Raw genomic sequence first — 17,667 nt, forward strand, 5'->3', positions numbered from 1 at the left:
GGACGCGCCCGATCAATCGCGCATGGCCACCCGCATTCCATCCTCGATCATGCTGCCGGGATTGATGATGACAACCGCACCATCATCCAGCCCACTGAGCAGCTGTGCGTGCTCGTCGTTTAACTGGCCCAACTCCACGGTGGTCACACGGGCGCGCCCGTCAATCACCGCGAAGACCTGCCATTCGCCATTGGGTCCGCGAAACAGCGAACCGATGGGCAGTCTTAGAGTGTCGTTATCACGCCATAGCTCAATGGTCGCATCGATCTGGTAGCCATGGCCAAGTCTGGCCGCCTGCGAAGCGGGATCGGCATCGAAGCCGACAATGACGTTTACGCGCTGTTCCTCGATCCCGAGAGCCGAAATTCTGAGCTCCCCAAAGGGCTCGACCCGCTCCACTTTGCCGACCAGCGCATCGGGGCCGCCCCACTGCGTGATTTCGACACGGTCACCCGGCGTCACTCGCACGGCCTCGCGCGACAGGAGGTCGACCACGACTTCGATCGAGCTCGGATTACCGAGCGTTACCAGCGGGGTTCCTTCGGTGATGACGCCCTCGCTTTCGTTGATCACGGAAAACACCTCGCCCGAAGCCGGAGCGCGCACATCGATCTTACCTCCGCTGCCTTCGCCGCTCGGGTTTGCGAGCATGGCGCGAAGCCGTGCAACATCGGCGCGCGCCTGTTGTTGAGCCGACCGGTCGGTGGCGACACGGGTGCGCGCCGCCTCAAGCTCGGCCTTCGGAAGGAAACCGCGCTTGAAGATCGCTTCGGCCCGTGCAAGGTCGCGCTGCGATTGCTGATACGCCGCCCTCGCTCCCGCCTCCGCCGCTTGCGCTGCAGCGAGAGACCCGCGCATTTCGTCCCGAGTCCTTTGGTCAAGCGGGCTTGAAGGGCGACCGGTCATTCTGGTGACGAGTGCGCCGCGGCTGACGGTATCGCCTGGCTCCAGCTCGATGCGCGAAAGGTAGCCTGTGACAGGGGCTGAAACCACATACAGCTCGTGCGCGCGGGTCACTCCGTCATCGGTGATCCCGACCGTCATCGGCCCGCGAGAGACCGTGTCTGTGTCCACCGCGACCGCTTCCGGCCATAAGGAATAGACAAGCGCTGCGATTAGCAGGGCAGCGATCAGGATCGCCCAACGCCAGCGTTTGATCCGTTCCATCATCAGTCCCGTGCTTTCAAAACTCGGACCATGTCGAGCCGCATAACGCGCCGAGCGACGACGATGGCAGTCAGCATGGCTGCGAACAGAACAACGGTGGCGGATTCAGCGTATGTCGCGTTGGAGGGCGCAAAAGGCAGGCGGAACAGGTCGGATCCGAACATTCGCAGCATCAGTTGCGCCAGCCAGTATCCCGTAAAGAGCCCTACAGGGAGAGACGCGACGACCAGCAGGGCGATTTCGCCGATAAGCACGACCGCCACTTCGAACCGGTGGTATCCGAGCACTCGAAGCGTAGCGAGTTCATGCGCGCGCTCGGAGAATAGGATGCGAGCGCTGTTATAGACAACACCGACCGCGATCGCCGACGCAAAGCCGATGTAGAACACTATCATCGTGTTGATATTCTCATCGATCATCTGTTCGAACCTAGCCATTTCCAGGTCTCGGTCACCGATGCTAAGCACCGTCGGCATCGCCTTGAGATCCCTGAGAATGTCCGCGCGCTTGGACGCGTCGATAAGCAGCATGGCCGCACCAGCCGGGGCGCCGTCACGCGCCAGCACCTCAATGGTGCTTGGAGAGGCATAGGCGCGATTGCCGATGAACTCGTCGACCATCGCGCCGACGGTCAGCATAGCCTCGGTGCGCCTTCCTCCCAGCATCTTCACATAGACATTCTCGCCTGGCTCAACGTCCAGCTGGTCGGCCAATTGACGGCTCAGCATCAGGCCGCCCGGCGGCATGTCGATCGCGTTCCCAGCCTGATCGATCCGCGCAATCAGCTTTGCATCGGGAGGAACCGCCTCCAGCGCCGTGCGCTCCACCCGGTTGCGGTTGCTCATTTCGACACTGAGGCCGCGGACAGGTTCTACTCGCAGCACGCCGGGCATCTGCGCCAGCTCGTAAAGCACGTCTTCGTTGCGAGCCTCGGTAAAGGTGACGGAGATATCCTGCTGCTGCGAGCGGAAGAAATAGGATTCGAGCATGAACTTGCTTGAATCGATGAATTGCAAAGTCGAGAATAGCAGCCCCATCGACAACGCCACGCCACCAACCGTCATCGCCGAGCGGGTCGGCCAACGCGCAATATGCCGCACGATCATGTGGCCAATAGCAGTGAAACCGGCTTTCCGGCCTATGCGCTCAACTGCACCGGCGCGATAAATGGGGGGAGGGGGAGGCGACATGGCCACCGCTGGCACCAAACGTGCCGCCGACCAAACGCCACTGACTGCACCGATGGCCGCCGAGGCGACCGCCAGCAAGCCAGATCCCAGAAAGACGCTCGGCGCCAGATTGAAGCGCAGAATTGGGAAATGATAGTGCCGCGCGTAGAGCTCGGTCAGTGATCGCGCCATCCAAATCCCTGCGATCGTTCCAAGTATTGTGGCAAGAATGGCAATCGCGATCGCGAATTTGAGATAATGCCAGACGACGGCGGCATCCGAATAGCCGAAGGCCTTGAACAAACCGATGAGTGATCTTTGCGTAAGGATCATCCGGCCGAGCACGACGTAGACAAGGAACGTGGCGACCAGCAAGAAAACGGGCGGGAAGATCCGAACCATGGCTTCAAGCTGATCGAGCTCGCTCTCGAGAAAGACATGGCTTGGATGATTGTCGCGGCCATAGGCGCCGGTCCCGCCATAGGGCTCAAGTATCCGATCAATCGCGCGGATCACATCCGCTTCCGATGCGCCGCGTTGGAGTTTGACCGACAGAGCGTTGATCGCCTCGGTCCGGTCGGTGGCCGCTTCGAGCGCTCCTTCACCCATCCAGAAGACGCCAAAGCGCGTATCGTCTGGCACGATATCGCCAGGTGCAAGCGCGTTGACGTAGTTGGGAGCCAAGCCAATTCCGACGACCCTGAGGCGTTGCTTTCGCCCATAGATGATTGCATCGAACTCATCGCCGGGGCCAACGGCATTGGCGAGCGCGAAGGGTTCGTCGACCACGACCTCTCCAGGCTGGTTAAGCGCCGGCATCCGCCCACTTTTCAAGGTGACGAGGTTGATCCGATCCCGCCCTCGCTCATCGACCGATTGCAGCAATGCGCGCACCGCCTCGACCCTATCTGGGAAATCGAGGATGGCATATTGGAGGATCGATCCCTGCGCCTGCTGGACGCCCTCGATCTTGGCTACTTGATCGATAACGCTGCGAGGCGCTCGCGTCATACTCGCGAACACGTCTCCAAAGTTGTTCTCCGAGTAGTAAAGCTCGCGGGTGTCAAACAACGAGCGGTGAACGCCCATTGACAGGATGAAGGTGGCGGAAGCTGCGGCAAGCACGACCGCGATGGCCAGCGCCTGTCCACGCATGCGCCACAGGTCGCGCATGAGTTTGAGGTCGAGCGCCTTCACCAGGTGATCTCCGACGGGTGGATGCGGTGTGTGTTGCTTTCGATCCGCGCGATCTTGCCGTCGAGAAAATGGAACACCCGGTCGGCCATCGCGGCTATCCCGGCGTTGTGCGTGATGATCAACAACGTAGTGTCAAGCTCACGATTGGCGGCTTCCAGCGTTTCTAGCACTCGTACACCGGTTTTGCTGTCGAGCGCTCCGGTCGGCTCATCGCACAACAACACGCCGGGTTGCTTTGCTATGGCACGGGCGACAGCGACGCGTTGCTGCTCTCCTCCAGAGAGTTGGGCCGGGTAATGGTGCCTGCGGTCGGCTAACCCCACCAGCTCAAGAGCGTCCGCTGGGTCCATCGGATTGGTTGCGATATCGGTGACCAGACGGACGTTTTCTTGTGCGGTCAGGCTCGGGATAAGGTTATAGAATTGGAAAATGAAGCCGATATGCGCGCGGCGAAACCGGGTCAGATCGCGATCATCCAATGCAGTCAGTTCGATCTGATCGTAGTGGAGAGTGCCCGATGTCGGTCGATCCAATCCTCCGACAATGTTGAGGAGCGTGGACTTTCCGCTGCCCGAAGGACCGAGAAGCACGAGGATTTCTCCCTTGCGAATGTCAAAATCCACTCCGCGCAACGCGTGCACTTCGGTTTCGCCGGTGACGTAGATCTTGCGCAGGTCGCGGCCCGAAAACGCGCTCCGGTCCATTTGCATTGTGTCCGCTTGGCCATCGACGTGCATGGCGCCAGAATAACGAGGCGTGGTCGCCGCGCCTTACGTAGATGCCGCAGTTTCGGGCGCTGAGTTTGCGAGCTAAGAAAGCACAGCGATGCCGCCGAAACGAACGAGGATCGCTGCCATGAGGCCACCCGCTTGGGCGACCCCATCTAGCATTCAAATCCCTGGCGAGCCGTATCCGCCAGCATCCATTTCGCTGTGCGCAACAGCATAGGCCAGGAGCCGCACGCTCGCCCTCCAATCCCAATGAACCTTGCACCGACTTGATCTGAGTGCGTCCGCGACCCTCGGAGGTTTGCGTAGTTACCCGCTTTGCCGCTGCTCATAGCCTTGGATATTTCCTCGCTTGACGAGGGCAAACGGGAGACTGTCATGAGTACCACAATCCTGCCACTGTTCGACAAATCCTTGCAGACAACCGCAATCTGGCTTGAAGAGATTCAGTCCGAGATCGGCCCGGACCGAGCGTTCGCCTGGCGGGTGCTGTCGGTTGTTTTGCAAAACCTGCGCGATCATTTGCCGCTTGAACTGACCGCCCATCTGGGTGCGCAACTGCCGATGATTGTGCGCGGCACATTCTACGACAAGTTCGATCCGACCGGTCTTCCCAAACAAGAACATGGGGCTGACGATTTCCTGACTTCGATATCCGATGGACTGCACGGCAGTCGCGGCGTTGACCCTCGAGAGGCTGTGCATTCTGTCTTCGGTGTTCTCGACCGCCATCTGTCGCGAGGCCAGATCGACAAGGTCATTCGATCCTTGCCACGCGGAATCCGCGCGATGTGGCCGGAGACGGAAGCAGCCGACTGAAGACAGCCGTCGGAGACGATCGACCCGCAGGAACGGGCGGGAGTAAAATGAAAGCTGATCAGATCATTCGTTGGTTCGATACGCTATCTCGCGACGATGTGGCGATCGTCGGCGGCAAGAACGCTTCGCTCGGCGAAATGATCAGCGCACTTGCCGTCCGGGAAATTCGTGTGCCTCCAGGGTTTGCGACCACGGCGAACGCATTCCGCAAATACTTGTCCGCAAATCATCTGGAACCGGTGCTCAGCGAAGAATTGGCCAAGTACCACGATGGCACGTCAAGCTTGTCGCAGGCTGGTAAGGCGATCCGCACTGCCATCTTGGCCGGCGAATGGCCTGAGGACATCGCCCAGGCGATACTCTCTGCATATCGTGAGCTGTGCGAGCTTGCGGGTGAAGACACCGCCAGCGTCGCTGTGCGATCCAGCGCAACAGCCGAAGACCTGCCCGACGCGAGCTTTGCCGGCCAGCAGGAGACCTTCCTGAACGTATACGGGGAGAAGGCATTGCTGGATTCCTGCAAGCGCTGCTTTGCCTCGCTCTACACAGACCGTGCCATCGTCTACCGAGAACTGAAAGGATTTGCTCACGAAGCGGTCGCGCTCTCGATCGGTATCCAGCGGATGATCCGCTCTGATGCGGCTGGGGCAGGTGTGATTTTCTCGATTGACACCGAGACTGGATTTGATCGCGTTGTGCTGATCAATGCGGCCTGGGGGTTGGGTGAGAGTGTCGTGCAAGGTGCCGTTGAGCCTGACGAATACCATGTCTTCAAACCGCTGATAGAGGGCGCTGACCTTGTACCGATCATCGAGAAGAGGAGCGGGCTGAAGCAGCGAAAACTGGTCTATTCCTCAGGTCAAAGTGGCGCCCGCTGGATCGATACCGAAACAGCTGAGCGGCAGAGCTATGTACTTTGCGACGCAGAAATCCTGATACTCGCGCGCTGGGCGACGATCATCGAAGAACACTACGGCTGCGCGATGGATATAGAATGGGCGAAGGACGGGGCAGACGGTGACCTGTTCATCGTTCAGGCACGACCGGAGACCGTACAGGCGCAGACGCGGGCCGATGTCTTGCACACTTCTAGAGTGCTCAGGCCCGGGCCGGTTCTGGCGAGCGGACAAGCGATTGGATCGGGAGCCGCGTCAGGACCAGTTTGCGTGATTGCTGGCGCGGACGAGATCGATCGCTTCGTCGATGGCTCGGTCCTGGTTACCGGCGTCACCGATCCCGACTGGGTTCCGGTGATGAAGCGCGCTGCGGCGATCGTGACCGATCATGGCGGGCGCACTTCCCACGCCGCGATTGTCAGCCGCGAGCTCGGCGTGCCTGCTATCGTCGGATGTGGCGATGCTACGACAAAACTCGAGGATGGCCAGCGGGTGACGGCCAACTGCACTGAAGGGGATCGCGGTCTCGTCAACGATGGCGAGGCAGATATCTGCCAGGAAAGCATCGATCTCTCTTTGCTGCCTGCAACCCGCACGCAGGTGATGCTGAACCTCGCGGATCCCGGCGCGGTCTATCGCTGGTGGAAACTGCCTGCCGATGGAGTGGGATTGACCCGGATGGAATTCGTCATTTCAAGCCGGATCAAGGTTCATCCCATGGCCCTGATAGAGCCTATGCGCGTCGCCGATCCTCGCCATAGGGTTGCAATCCGACAATTGACGCGTGGGTTTGACAGCCCGACCGAGTACTTTGTTGACCAACTTTCGCGCGGGCTCGCGCGGATCGCCGCGCTCCAGTTTCCCAGGAAAGCCATAATCCGGTTCAGCGATTTCAAATCCAACGAGTACGCCGATCTGATTGGCGGGCGGGTTTTCGAGCCGTTTGAGGAGAACCCGATGCTCGGATTCCGCGGCGCGGCGCGATATGTCTCGCCACTGTTTCGGGAGGCGTTCGCGCTGGAATGCCAGGCAGTGCGCCGCGTGCGCGAAGTCATGGGATTTACCAATGTCGCGGTAATGGTGCCATTCTGCCGCACGGTCGGCGAGGCCGATAGAGTTCTGGCCGAGATGGCTGCCAATGGGCTTGAGCGCGGTAAGCAAGGGCTTGAGGTTCTCGTCATGTGCGAAGTGCCAAGCAATGTCGTACTCGCCTCAGACTTCGCCCAACGCTTCGATGGCTTTTCGATCGGGAGCAATGATCTCACTCAATTGACGCTCGGGATTGATCGTGATTCCGAATTGCTCGCGGAACAGTTCGATGCGCGCGATCCTGCGGTGATGTGGATGATCCGACATGTTATTGACGCGGCTCACAGGCACGGCGCTACAGTCGGCCTGTGTGGCCAGGCGCCGAGCGATCATCCCGAATTCGCGGAGTTCCTGGTCGAATGCGGGATCGACTCGATTTCGGTCAGCCCCGATAGTTTTGTAGAGGTCAAGAACCACGTCGCTGTGGCCGAGGAAGCCATTTCCAAGATGTAAGTCTCGCAAGGGAATGCCATTCGATGATGAACATCGCCACGCTGACGCTAAACCCGACAATTGATGTCGCCTATATGGTCGACCAGCTGACGCATACGGACAAGCTGCGCACGCCTCCGCAGAAGGTCGATCCCGGCGGTGGCGGTCTCAATGTCGCACGGGTCTTCGTGCGAATGGGAGGCAATGCGCGCTGTGTTTACCTTGCTGGCGGGTCGACCGGAGTGGCGCTGGATGCCCTGCTCGACCTGCACCAACTGGTTCGTGAGAAGATCGCGATTGCGGGTGAAACGAGGATCAGCGCTGTCGTTTGCGATACGTCCTGTGGGCATGAATACCGGATCGTCCCCGCCGGACCGGAGGTGAGCGAGGTGGAATGCGAGGCTTGCCTGCGCATTATTGCCAAGCTCCGCTGCGATTACCTTGTGATGAGTGGTTCGCTTCCGCGCGGCGCGCCTGTCGATTTCTATGCACAGGTGGCGGCTGTCGCCCATCGCCGTGGCATCCGGACGGTGCTGGATACGTCGGGCGAGGCCTTGTCAGCAGGCGTCGCGGCGGGCGGATTGGAGTTGATCAAGCCCAATCTCAAGGAGTTTCAGCAGCTCGTCGGAGAAGAGCTGACCAATGTCGAGGCGATCGGAGAGGCGGCACGCGGTATCGTGACCGGAGGTGGAGCAAGGCTCGTTGTGGTCAGCATGGGCGAGCGTGGCGGTGTGATGGCAAGTGAGGACGGCGTGATCGAAGCGCGAGCGTCCAATGTGGAGACCAGGAGCGCAGTCGGAGCCGGAGATAGCTGTGTTGCCGCCATGGTCCACGGACTGGCCAGCGGTAGAAGCAACGAAGCCGCGTTCAGGCTGGGTGTTGCTGCGGGAAGTGCAGCCTTGATCACACCGGGCACCGGTCTTGCGGCTGCATCCGATATCGACGCGCTTTATCGCCAATCACTAGAATCTCATTAACTGCTCGGCTCGCTACGGCGATCTGCGTAATTACCTGCGCATTCTGAGGCCTCAGAGTTCGTTCCGCGATTCATATCAAGGAGCAAACCAATGGCCGATCTCATGAAAGCGGCAATCTTCATAGAACCAGGGCGGATAGTCCTCGGTGAAAAACCGATACCCGATGTCGGCCCGCTCGACGCGTTGATCCGGGTCACGACGACAACCATCTGTGGGACCGATGTCCATATCCTGAAAGGGGAATATCCGGTCGAGAAAGGGTTGACCATCGGGCACGAGCCGGTGGGTGTGATCGAGAAGCTCGGATCGGCGGTCACCGGCTATGAGGAAGGGCAACGGGTCATTGCCGGTGCGATAACCCCCGCGGGGACATCCTATGCCTCGCTTTGCGGATGCCACGCACAATGCGGCGCTCAGGGCAAACATGGCTTCAAGGCCATCGGTGGTTGGCGGTTCGGCAACACGATCGACGGGTGCCAAGCTGAATATCTTCTGGTCCCCGATGCGATGGCCAACCTCGCGCCCGTTCCCGACGGTCTGACCGATGAACAAGTCCTGATGTGTCCCGACATCATGTCAACCGGCTTCAGCGGAGCGGAGTCTGGCAAGATCACGATCGGTGATACGGTTGCCGTATTTGCTCAAGGTCCCATCGGCTTATGCGCGACCGCAGGCGCTCACATAATGGGCGCGACGACGATCATTGGCGTGGAAACGATTCCAGAGCGCCAAGAAATGGCACGCAAGATGGGTGCGACTCATATCGTCGATTTCAATAAGGTCGATCCGGTCGACGAGATCATGAAGATCACCGATGGGCGGGGGGTGGATGTCGCGATCGAAGCGCTAGGCCTGCAGGAGACGTTCGAGGGCGCAATGCGCGTTCTTCGTCCGGGAGGCACTCTGTCGTCGCTCGGCGTCTACTCGGGTGACCTCACCATACCGCTGGAGCCGCTTGCGGCCGGTCTCGGCGATCACACGATCCGCACGACGCTTTGCCCGGGAGGCAAGGAGCGGATGCGGCGGTTGATGGATGTGGTGGCATCCGGACGGGTTGATGCGGGGCAATTGGTGACGCATCACTATCCGCTCGACTCTATCGAAGATGCGTATGAGTTGTTTTCACATCAGCGCGACGGTGTGCTCAAGATCGCCATCAGGCCGTAGCTGGATAAATGGAGGCAAGGCAGCCCTACAGATGCAGGTGGATCGAGACGTCCTAGAGGTTATCGAGATCCACAAATCCTTCCGCAGAAGAGAGGTTCTTAAAGGTGTTTCCCTGCGCGTCCCCCAAGGAGAGGTTGTTGGCTTGTTTGGCCGCGATGGTGCAGGCAAGACCGTAACCTTTTACTGTATCCTTGGACTGATCAAGTGCGATGCGGGCCGGATCATGCTCGGCAATCGCGACATTTCGCGAATTCCGTTTTACCGGCGCGCCTTGTTGGGATTGGGATACCTACCAGAACAACCGTCGATCTTTCGCGGACTCACGGTTGCCGGGAACATCAGGGCTATGCTCGAGATTGTCGAGCCGGATCCCCAGGCACAAAATCAGAGATTGGAGGAATTGCTCGATGACCTTCGCATTGGGCATCTGCGCGATGCGCGCGCTACGTCCCTTTCAGGCGGAGAGCGACGTCGCTGCGAAGTCGCGCGGGCCTTGGCGCTCGACCCCACTTTTATCCTGCTCGACGAACCCTTTGCGGGGATTGACCCGCTGACCATTGCGAGCATCAAGGAGATGATCCTTGACTTCAAAGAACGTGGAATAGGGGTCTTGATCACCGACCAGAATGTGCCAGAGATGCTCGAGATAATAGACCGCGCCTATTTGCTGGATGATGGCGTGATGGTCTTTTCCGGTTCACCCCAACAATTGCTTCAGGATCAGGACGTGATTGCGCGATACCTTGGGCAGCAAGGATAGATCCTGGCGCGAATTCTCTGCGAGTTGAGACGGATTAGAAAAAGCGCTCGAAGCAGGTGGGGGGCAATCGGACGGCTTTGAGCCGGTCGGCACGTGACCATCATTCGATTGACCACTCCACTCGGCAGATATCGCGACCAAACAGGAGCAGTGCGTAGTCGTTCCGACCTGCAGCTGGACGGCCTGAAGTTGTCCTTTAGTCGATCTGAACCGCGGTTCGCTCCATCTTGCTAGAAACACCGTGAACGCGGACCCTGCAGCGATCATGACGGCTTTGCACGCCCCATAGCTCATTCAGGCATGCTGACCCGAACGATGGCACTGATGCCGTATTCCGCCTCGTCCTGAACGCACGCGATGCCTTCAAAAAGAGCCCCGCTGGGAAGCGGGGCTCAGGTTTTGCGGGTGACATGAAGCCAGCCCTCTGGGTCGGGACTTCGAGATATTGGGAGGCGCGCGATCAACCAATAAGTGATTGTACCTAAGTGATGACGGCAGTCCCTGGGCGCGGCAATCTATCGTGGGCGAGACTTCTCGGCCATACTCATCGGGGCGTACTATGCGGTCGAACGCCATCTCTTGCGATAGATCGCGGTGCCAATAACTGCAGCTAGGGGCGCTTCGAAGAAGCCCCACGCAATCGAAACAAGCGCAATCGGAAGCGTCACGAACCCGTTCGCCCAAACCGAAAGCAGAAACATGACGTATGCGATTAGCCAGAACGTCATTGCAGCGGCAATCGCAGCTCCGAAGTCTGTCCTGAAGGATGCACGCATACTTGCGAACATCCACATCAAGACCACGCCATAAAGTATTGTGAGCAACCCACCGCCGACGAGCTGGGCCGATCCGGCTTCTTCTATTCCAAATGTTCGGCGCAGCTCCGCCCACGGCTCGGCCAAGACCATCGCGTTGAGGACGTATTCGCCGATAAGGATCACGAGGCCCGCCGATAGGCCCGGCAGCAGCAAGCGGGTTGGGCGTATGTCGTTCATTGCCATTGCCTGGTCCTTTCGAGAAAAGCCCCGCTGGCGCGTTATCTGCCCGTCTGCTTCAGCAAATCGCCGAGGTCCATCGGGAAGGGGAATATGATCGTCGAACTGTTCTGTTCGTTGGCAAGCACGTTAAGCGTGGAAAGGTAGCGCAACTGCATTGCCTGAGGTTCTTCGGCGAGAATCTGCGCTGCATCGAGCAGTTTCGTTGCCGCCTGATGCTCGCCTTCGGCATTGATTACCTTTGCCCGGCGTTCGCGCTCGGCTTCCGCCTGGCGCGCGATCGCTCGCACCATCGATTCATCGATATCGACATGCTTGATTTCGACGTTGGCGACTTTGATGCCCCATGCGTCGGTGTTTTTGTCGAGGATTTCCTGAAGATCCTCATTGAGCTTGTCACGCTCTGAGAGCATTTCGTCCAGCTCGTGCTTGCCAAGCACCGAGCGCAAGGTGGTTTGCGCCAACTCACTGGTTGCTAACGCGAAATCCTCGACTTGGATGATCGCGCTCTCGGGGTCGACCACGCGGAAATAGACCACCGCGTTGACCTTCACCGATACGTTGTCTTTCGAGATTACATCTTGTGTCGGGACATCGAGCACGATGGTGCGCAGATCGGTCCGCACGATCTGCTGCACGAAGGGGATCAGAATTATGAGCCCAGGACCCTTCACATCGGTGAACCGTCCCAACGTAAACACAACTGCGCGCTCGTACTCGCGCAGAATCTTGATCGCAGCCCAAAGAAAGAGAACAACGAGAGCCAGCAGCGGGATGAAGAACCCGTAATCGATGAATTGTTCCATCTTCATTTCCTTTTCGTCACCTTGTCGGCCTCCTCTTGGCGCGCGACTGATAGGCTCAGGCCGTTCATCGCTTCGATCACGACCCGGTCATCTGGCTTGAGCTCGCTCGGACCAGACGCATTCCAGCGCTCGGAATGGACAAAGACGTGCCCTTTTCCGTTATCCCAATCGAGGACGGTGCCTGATGCTCCGAGGAGCTCTTCTGCACCGCTGACGATGCGTCGTCCGAAGGAGCGGAGACCCACACGAGACACCAGAATTAGAAGTCCGGCGCTAAAGACGCTGAGGGCGGCGATGAGCGATGGATCGACGCGAAAGTCCGGAAGGTCGGTGTCGAACAGTACGGTGGCACCGAGCACGAAGGATACTACGCCTCCGATACCCAGAACACCGAAGGAAGGCGCGAACGCCTCTGCCACCATCAGCCCGACCCCAAGAACGATCAGCGCTACGCCGACGAAGTCCACCGGCAGCACGGCAAGGGCATAGAGGCCGACAAGCAAAGAAATCGCGCCGATAGTGCCCGGCACCAGCGCCCCAGGATTGAGAAATTCGAAAATCAGTCCATAGAAGCCGATCATCATCAGGATGAGCGCGATGTTGGGGTCGGTGATGGTCGCAAGGATCCGTGTGACCCAATCTTGTTCGATTTCTCTGACAGAAAGCACAGTGGTTTCGAGCGTAAACGTCTCGCCATTTATGGTGTATTGGCGCCCATCAAGCTGCGAGATCAGCGAAGCTATGTCGGGCGCGACAATCTCGATCACGCTCCGCTCAAGCGCGCCTTGGGCCGACAGGCTTGCCGCGCTTCGAACTGCCCTTTCCGCCCAGTCGCCGTTGCGCCCGCGCATTTCTGCGAGTGAGCGGATGTATGCGGCTGCATCGTTGACTGCCTTTCGCTCCAGCGCTTGGCCAGGGATCGGTTCGCCCTCGCCATCTTCGTCAGCTTGATCGGATGATGGCATGGCACCGATCTGAACTGGGGTAGCGGCACCTAGATTGGTGCCAGGCGTCATCGCTGCAAAGTGGCTAGCATAGAGTATGAAGGTCCCCGCGCTTGCCGCCCGCGCCCCGCTGGGATGGACATAAGCGGCTACGGGGATGGGCGATGCAAGGATTTCACGGATGATCGCGCGCATCGAATTATCGAGGCCACCTGGCGTATCGAGCATTATGACGACAAGCGCCGCATCGGCTTCTTGCGCCTGTTCGAAGCCATCTGAGAGATAGGCGGCCGTGGCGGGGCCGATCGCTCCGTCCACCCGAAGAACGATCGCTTCGCCAGCGCTCGCGCGGACGGGGAAGGTTAGGAAGAGGAACGCAGTGGCCGCGGCAGCCAGCAGAGCCAGCCAGCGCAGCATCATCGATAGGCGCTTCCTGAAAGTCACTCGTGCGCTCCATTCTTCGTCATCTCCATCGTACTGCCCAGGAAGCGGTACGAAGGTCTTGAGATGGTGCGCTATTGCGACAGATTGATCGATGTGCGGATATACGCAATCTAACTGATAGTTGCGCAGATCGGCCAGGGCGAGAAGGCTCGCCTTGGGTTCCTCAGGCAAGCGCCGACAATCGTTTGATCGCCTCTTCACTCAGTTGTTCTGCCGTTGCCTGGTCTCTGGCAATGACCAGGAAGTCGCACCCGCCATAGGCAAGTCTGCCGGGGGTTAGCAGTACAATGCCAGACGTCTTACCCTGTCGAAAAAGGATATCGTCGCAACGTTTCAGCAATTGCGGAACAGCTATTGGAATACCATCGGGATCGAGATAGCTGAAGACCAGAAACCCGTGCTTTCGCCAATTTCCAACCAGCCTGTTGGCAAGCGTCATGGGAATTGACATTCCGCCCCATCGGCCATTGCATTCAACCCAGTGGATACGCGCGCTTTCCTCTGTATCGCCCACCACGACAGCGTCGAAGCTGCAACGCCCGAAATATCCAAGTCTCTGAATTAGGGCACCAAGGAGGGCCGCTTCGTGGGCAAGCCGCTGTCTCAACTGTTCACCGAGCGTGCTGGGAGCGCCGCCCACAAACCGCGAAACGCTGCCGCTTGTAGCCTGATCGAAAACCGCTTCGACTATTGGCGGGCCTTTGCTGGAAAGAGGTATCCATAGTTGAGCAGACGGACTGCCCAGCAACGGCCCTTCCCACGCTGTAATCTGCAGGGGGAAGGGGCTTTCCCAACCGCGTTGATTGATCGCCTCTGCCAACCGCGCTGCGATTGCTTTGGCCGGCAGCTCGGTGAATGCTGCACTTTCTAGCACCATGTTACCAAGCGAGGCAGCGCTACGCGGCAATTTGAGTCCGACGACATGGTGCTCCTTCACAAATCGTCGCAAATGGCCGACGAGTGATGACATTCCATAAACCGTGCGGTTGTGCGGGACGGCGTCCCGGCCCAGCAGCAGCGCCGCGCAATGCGCGAACCAGAGCTTGTCATTAACAGCGCGCGCAAGCGTCGGACCAGGTCCTGCCACATGGACCGGTACTCTGGCCCGTTCGGCGATTGTCTTGGCAAGACGCCATACGCCTCCGGTTGCCATATAGGGCAGCAGGTTGATCCGTCCTGCATTGATTGCGATGCCAGTCGCCTTCGTGACAATCGCTTCGTCCTGCAGGCATGCCTTTGAGAGCGATTGGACGGGATCGGCGATCAGGGGAGCCATAGTCGTGACCGAACCGAGGCCGAGGACGTCGCGGCAATACCGCTCAAAATCCGGATCGCGCTTACCGTAAACGACAAGCAGATCGCCCTCACTTGCAAGCATTGCCGCGCGATAGGATAGGTTGCGGTTGGAATTGCGTTCTTGAGCTAACTGGATCCCGCTGTGGTCCTCGATCACCAATAAAGGGGCATCAACCAGGCCTCTTGAGCATAGCGGGCCGAAAGGGGGTGCGCGATCAAGCCCAGGTTCCTCGCGCAGCAATTGCTGAGCAATCAAGTCGGTATGCTCTTTGTCATCTGCGTCAATCGCCACTTCGTAGTCGCTATGAAAGACTAGTTCGCGACGAGCGACCGCTTGATTGGGAGGATGCGATGCGACATTCATCACGCGGTACCCTGCGCCCGGACTGCGGTCCAGGTAGGCGCCTCCTCACGCAACTGCTTGAGAGCTGCGAGTAGTTCTTTCTGGCGCTTCAGTGGGATACGGCCTAAAGCTCCGAAATGTTCGCCGCATTCGTCGGTGTGGGTCTGCATCGCTTCGATTTGTCGTAACAGCTCGGAGCGTTCTGCTGGTGTGAGAGTGCCGCGCGCTTTGAGCGCCAGAAGTCTATCGATCGCTGAATAACCGCGCTCATGTTCGCGCTCGAATGCATCGACTTCAGAGTCTCCAAGCAGTTCGCGCAGTTCGGGGTAGAAGTGCCCTTCCTCGAACGCGATATGTGCACCAGCGGCCCGATCGAGGTCGCGCGCGGCCACGCTTGCCCCCTCATCATCGCCAGCTCTCAGGGCGACCGCAATATTGTGCAGCCCTCGTCCCAAAGTGGCATGATCGCGCCGAAATTCGTCGAACAGCTCGCGCACGGCATCGCTCATTGGCCGAGCCTCCGTGGATTTACGGATACTGCGAGGAGAAGCGAACGCCGAGAAGGCGCTGCATGTGCCGCCTGTACGGATTTCGCGCGACGGAGCCAACCAAGGTCGAATGCACGCTGGTGCATGCGCAAAACGCGCTGATGGTCCAGAGCGCGGCTGACAGGTCCGGCAAGAGCCACGCGAACGGGTGGGGCGTGGCGACTTTCGAGAGCGATCTGCCGCACGTGGAGAGGCAGGCGTGGGCAGCCTATCACGGTGAGCATTTTCAGCGCGCTGCGGCGCGGATCTACTCGAAACAGGTGGTGGCGCATGTTCGGCGGGCAACGGTTGGCGCGCCGAGCCTTGAAAACACGCATCCTTTTTCGGACGGGGGTTGGGTCTTTGCTCACAACGGCACGGTGCCGCATTTCGACGAGATTAGGCCCTCGCTGCTCAGGCAGATCCCTGTCGAACGCCGAAGGCTGGTCCTCGGGCAGACTGATAGCGAGCATATCTTTCATCTGATCAGAGCGCTCCAGGTCGGTAGGCCGGGGCATCCGACATTCCAAATCGTGCGCGAAGTGGTCGGGTGGCTTGCTGACAGAGTTCGTGAGATCGACCCGAATGCAAAGATTGGGCTGAATATTATTCTCACCGACGGACGCGACTTGATCGGCACTCGAATTGGGCGCCCGCTTAGATATGTCGAAAGAGCGGGGGTGCGCGATTGTGAGATTTGCGGCTTCCCTCACGTGAACCATGATCCACAGACGGACTACCGTGCGATTGTTCTGGCGTCGGAACCGATCAGCCATGAGCGCTGGCGTGAAGTCCCCGAGAACGCCATTTACAAGATCTGTTCGGATTGCCGGATCGCGTGGGAGCCGCTCGAGTTGGGAGCAAGATGAGGTGCGGTCGTGGCGAGCCATGATGGAGTACTCCTAGGCCCGCCGGTGGTCGCCTTCATTAGGTAAACGTCCGCGGGCTATCGGCATCGGCCCAAGACCATTGCATTGGCGCCGAAGTGGAGGTCGTATCGCCATTCGTGTCCAATAGCGTGCCATCATGCAGTCTGGGCAATACTCCAGCTACGTGTGCTTTGCATGGAAACCGGCGGGGCCGTGCGAACCGTGCGATTGCGCGGGATTACATTGGTCGTCAACGCAGTCTGAATTGATCACTCGCCTGATTGCGACGCACCATTGCGCGCGAGTTCCAGATATCTGACCACCTCTGTATCGCTGGTTTGTCCGAAGTCTTCGTAGTGTGCGCCGACTGCATAGAAGGGTTGTGGCTTCTGAAGGCAAATGACTTGATCGCACAAGTCCGCCAGTCTTGTGAGCGCCTCGAGCGCACCGACGGGGGCCGCAAGCACCACTTGGTTCGCCCCGGCTTTCTTCACCGCTCTCAGCGCCACCTCGGCCGTGCTGCCGGTAGCGATGCCATCGTCGACGAGAACGGCGGTGCGGCCCGATAGCTCAAGAGGCCAATCCAGCCCGTAGGCTGATCGGCGGCGCCGGATTTCTTTCAGCGATTCGGCAACAAGGCGTGTGATGTACGACTCGCTTGCTCCGGAAGCGGCTGCTGCCTCGTCGTCGATCATGACTTCTGGATCCTCACCGTCGACGAGCGCTCCGATTGCGAATTCCGCGTGACCTGGTGCTCCGAGCTTCTGCACCATCACAAGATCAAGCGGTGCGCTGAGTTCCTTGGCAATTTCGTATGCTACCGGCACACCTCCTCGCGGAAGAGCGAGAACTACTGGATCGGCCAAATCCAGCACGGCGACTTCACGCGCTAGAGCAAGACCGGCAGTCGTTCGGTTTGCAAAGGCGTGAGAGAATTTCTTCATGTTGCCCTCCGAGGATATAGCGCTCAAAGGTTTGCTCTCCCCCGCCGTCGGTCGAAATACGTAAGTCACCGCGCGCTTGCTCCAGAATGAGAACGCTC

At 59.1% G+C, this 17,667-nt stretch carries 15 protein-coding genes; 6 read left to right on the forward strand and 9 right to left on the reverse strand.

Going from position 1 to position 17,667, the window contains the following annotated elements:
• Positions 1–12 precede the first annotated feature (12 nt).
• From QNI87_RS03375 to QNI87_RS03385, 3 genes are read right to left on the reverse strand one after another with little or no spacing between them, the layout of a single operon-like run.
• A complete protein-coding gene (locus tag QNI87_RS03375) occupies positions 13–1,170 on the reverse strand; it encodes an efflux RND transporter periplasmic adaptor subunit (protein WP_300593947.1) in 1,158 nt (385 codons plus the stop codon).
• Positions 1,170–3,533, reverse strand: coding sequence for an ABC transporter permease (locus QNI87_RS03380; RefSeq protein ID WP_300593950.1), 2,364 nt, complete (start codon positions 3,531–3,533; stop codon positions 1,170–1,172). The genes QNI87_RS03375 and QNI87_RS03380 overlap by 1 nt, the downstream gene beginning before the upstream one ends.
• A complete protein-coding gene (locus QNI87_RS03385) occupies positions 3,530–4,243 on the reverse strand; it encodes an ABC transporter ATP-binding protein (RefSeq protein ID WP_300593952.1) in 714 nt (237 codons plus the stop codon). Before QNI87_RS03385 ends, QNI87_RS03380 begins: the two co-directional genes overlap by 4 nt.
• A gap of 396 nt (positions 4,244–4,639) precedes the next feature.
• Between QNI87_RS03385 and QNI87_RS03390 the strand changes: the two genes are divergently transcribed.
• The 5 genes from QNI87_RS03390 (at position 4,640) to lptB (ending at position 10,401) form a co-directional block, all read left to right on the forward strand.
• The gene (locus QNI87_RS03390) at positions 4,640–5,080 is read left to right on the forward strand and encodes a DUF2267 domain-containing protein (RefSeq protein ID WP_300593955.1); all 441 of its coding nucleotides are present in this window, start codon (positions 4,640–4,642) and stop codon (positions 5,078–5,080) included.
• 47 nt (positions 5,081–5,127) lie between these two features.
• Positions 5,128–7,518, forward strand: coding sequence for a phosphoenolpyruvate synthase (gene ppsA / locus QNI87_RS03395; protein WP_300593958.1), 2,391 nt, complete (start codon positions 5,128–5,130; stop codon positions 7,516–7,518).
• A gap of 23 nt (positions 7,519–7,541) precedes the next feature.
• On the forward strand, positions 7,542–8,474 hold the full coding sequence (locus tag QNI87_RS03400; RefSeq protein WP_300593961.1) for a 1-phosphofructokinase family hexose kinase: 933 nt from the start codon (positions 7,542–7,544) through the stop codon (positions 8,472–8,474).
• Between the two features lie 90 nt (positions 8,475–8,564).
• Complete coding sequence (locus QNI87_RS03405; protein WP_300593964.1) at positions 8,565–9,641, forward strand: NAD(P)-dependent alcohol dehydrogenase; 1,077 nt, start codon at positions 8,565–8,567, stop codon at positions 9,639–9,641.
• A gap of 31 nt (positions 9,642–9,672) precedes the next feature.
• A complete protein-coding gene (gene lptB, locus QNI87_RS03410; RefSeq protein ID WP_300593967.1) occupies positions 9,673–10,401 on the forward strand; it encodes an LPS export ABC transporter ATP-binding protein in 729 nt (242 codons plus the stop codon).
• Between the two features lie 557 nt (positions 10,402–10,958).
• On the opposite strand, the gene QNI87_RS03415 is transcribed toward lptB, so the two are convergent.
• From QNI87_RS03415 to QNI87_RS03435, 5 genes are read right to left on the reverse strand one after another with little or no spacing between them, the layout of a single operon-like run.
• On the reverse strand, positions 10,959–11,402 hold the full coding sequence (locus QNI87_RS03415) for a hypothetical protein (protein WP_300593970.1): 444 nt from the start codon (positions 11,400–11,402) through the stop codon (positions 10,959–10,961).
• Positions 11,403–11,437: 35 nt separating this feature from the next.
• A complete protein-coding gene (locus tag QNI87_RS03420; protein WP_300593972.1) occupies positions 11,438–12,202 on the reverse strand; it encodes a slipin family protein in 765 nt (254 codons plus the stop codon).
• 2 nt (positions 12,203–12,204) lie between these two features.
• Positions 12,205–13,761: a nodulation protein NfeD gene (locus QNI87_RS03425; RefSeq protein ID WP_300593975.1), complete on the reverse strand. Its 1,557-nt coding sequence runs from the start codon at positions 13,759–13,761 to the stop codon at positions 12,205–12,207.
• On the reverse strand, positions 13,754–15,250 hold the full coding sequence (locus QNI87_RS03430) for a hypothetical protein (protein ID WP_300593977.1): 1,497 nt from the start codon (positions 15,248–15,250) through the stop codon (positions 13,754–13,756). The genes QNI87_RS03425 and QNI87_RS03430 overlap by 8 nt, the downstream gene beginning before the upstream one ends.
• On the reverse strand, positions 15,250–15,738 hold the full coding sequence (locus QNI87_RS03435) for a hemerythrin domain-containing protein (protein WP_300593979.1): 489 nt from the start codon (positions 15,736–15,738) through the stop codon (positions 15,250–15,252). The genes QNI87_RS03430 and QNI87_RS03435 overlap by 1 nt, the downstream gene beginning before the upstream one ends.
• Before the next feature lie 62 nt (positions 15,739–15,800).
• Between QNI87_RS03435 and QNI87_RS03440 the strand changes: the two genes are divergently transcribed.
• Positions 15,801–16,625: a class II glutamine amidotransferase gene (locus QNI87_RS03440; RefSeq protein ID WP_300593982.1), complete on the forward strand. Its 825-nt coding sequence runs from the start codon at positions 15,801–15,803 to the stop codon at positions 16,623–16,625.
• A gap of 269 nt (positions 16,626–16,894) precedes the next feature.
• On the opposite strand, the gene QNI87_RS03445 is transcribed toward QNI87_RS03440, so the two are convergent.
• Complete coding sequence (locus QNI87_RS03445) at positions 16,895–17,569, reverse strand: phosphoribosyltransferase family protein (protein ID WP_300593985.1); 675 nt, start codon at positions 17,567–17,569, stop codon at positions 16,895–16,897.
• Between the last annotated feature and the right edge of the window lie 98 nt (positions 17,570–17,667).

Source organism: Erythrobacter sp. (assembly GCF_030066995.1).
Lineage (GTDB): Bacteria > Pseudomonadota > Alphaproteobacteria > Sphingomonadales > Sphingomonadaceae > Erythrobacter.

Coding starts and splice junctions, on each gene's coding strand:
- QNI87_RS03375 (WP_300593947.1), bottom strand. CDS start 1,170: ATGATGGAACGGATCAAACGCTGGCGTTGGGCGATCCTGATCGCTGCC.
- QNI87_RS03385 (WP_300593952.1), bottom strand. CDS start 4,243: ATGCAAATGGACCGGAGCGCGTTTTCGGGCCGCGACCTGCGCAAGATC.
- QNI87_RS03390 (WP_300593955.1), top strand. CDS start 4,640: ATGAGTACCACAATCCTGCCACTGTTCGACAAATCCTTGCAGACAACC.
- ppsA (WP_300593958.1), top strand. CDS start 5,128: ATGAAAGCTGATCAGATCATTCGTTGGTTCGATACGCTATCTCGCGAC.
- QNI87_RS03400 (WP_300593961.1), top strand. CDS start 7,542: ATGATGAACATCGCCACGCTGACGCTAAACCCGACAATTGATGTCGCC.
- QNI87_RS03405 (WP_300593964.1), top strand. CDS start 8,565: ATGGCCGATCTCATGAAAGCGGCAATCTTCATAGAACCAGGGCGGATA.
- lptB (WP_300593967.1), top strand. CDS start 9,673: ATGCAGGTGGATCGAGACGTCCTAGAGGTTATCGAGATCCACAAATCC.
- QNI87_RS03415 (WP_300593970.1), bottom strand. CDS start 11,402: ATGGCAATGAACGACATACGCCCAACCCGCTTGCTGCTGCCGGGCCTA.
- QNI87_RS03420 (WP_300593972.1), bottom strand. CDS start 12,202: ATGGAACAATTCATCGATTACGGGTTCTTCATCCCGCTGCTGGCTCTC.
- QNI87_RS03430 (WP_300593977.1), bottom strand. CDS start 15,250: ATGAATGTCGCATCGCATCCTCCCAATCAAGCGGTCGCTCGTCGCGAA.
- QNI87_RS03435 (WP_300593979.1), bottom strand. CDS start 15,738: ATGAGCGATGCCGTGCGCGAGCTGTTCGACGAATTTCGGCGCGATCAT.
- QNI87_RS03440 (WP_300593982.1), top strand. CDS start 15,801: ATGTGCCGCCTGTACGGATTTCGCGCGACGGAGCCAACCAAGGTCGAA.
- QNI87_RS03445 (WP_300593985.1), bottom strand. CDS start 17,569: ATGAAGAAATTCTCTCACGCCTTTGCAAACCGAACGACTGCCGGTCTT.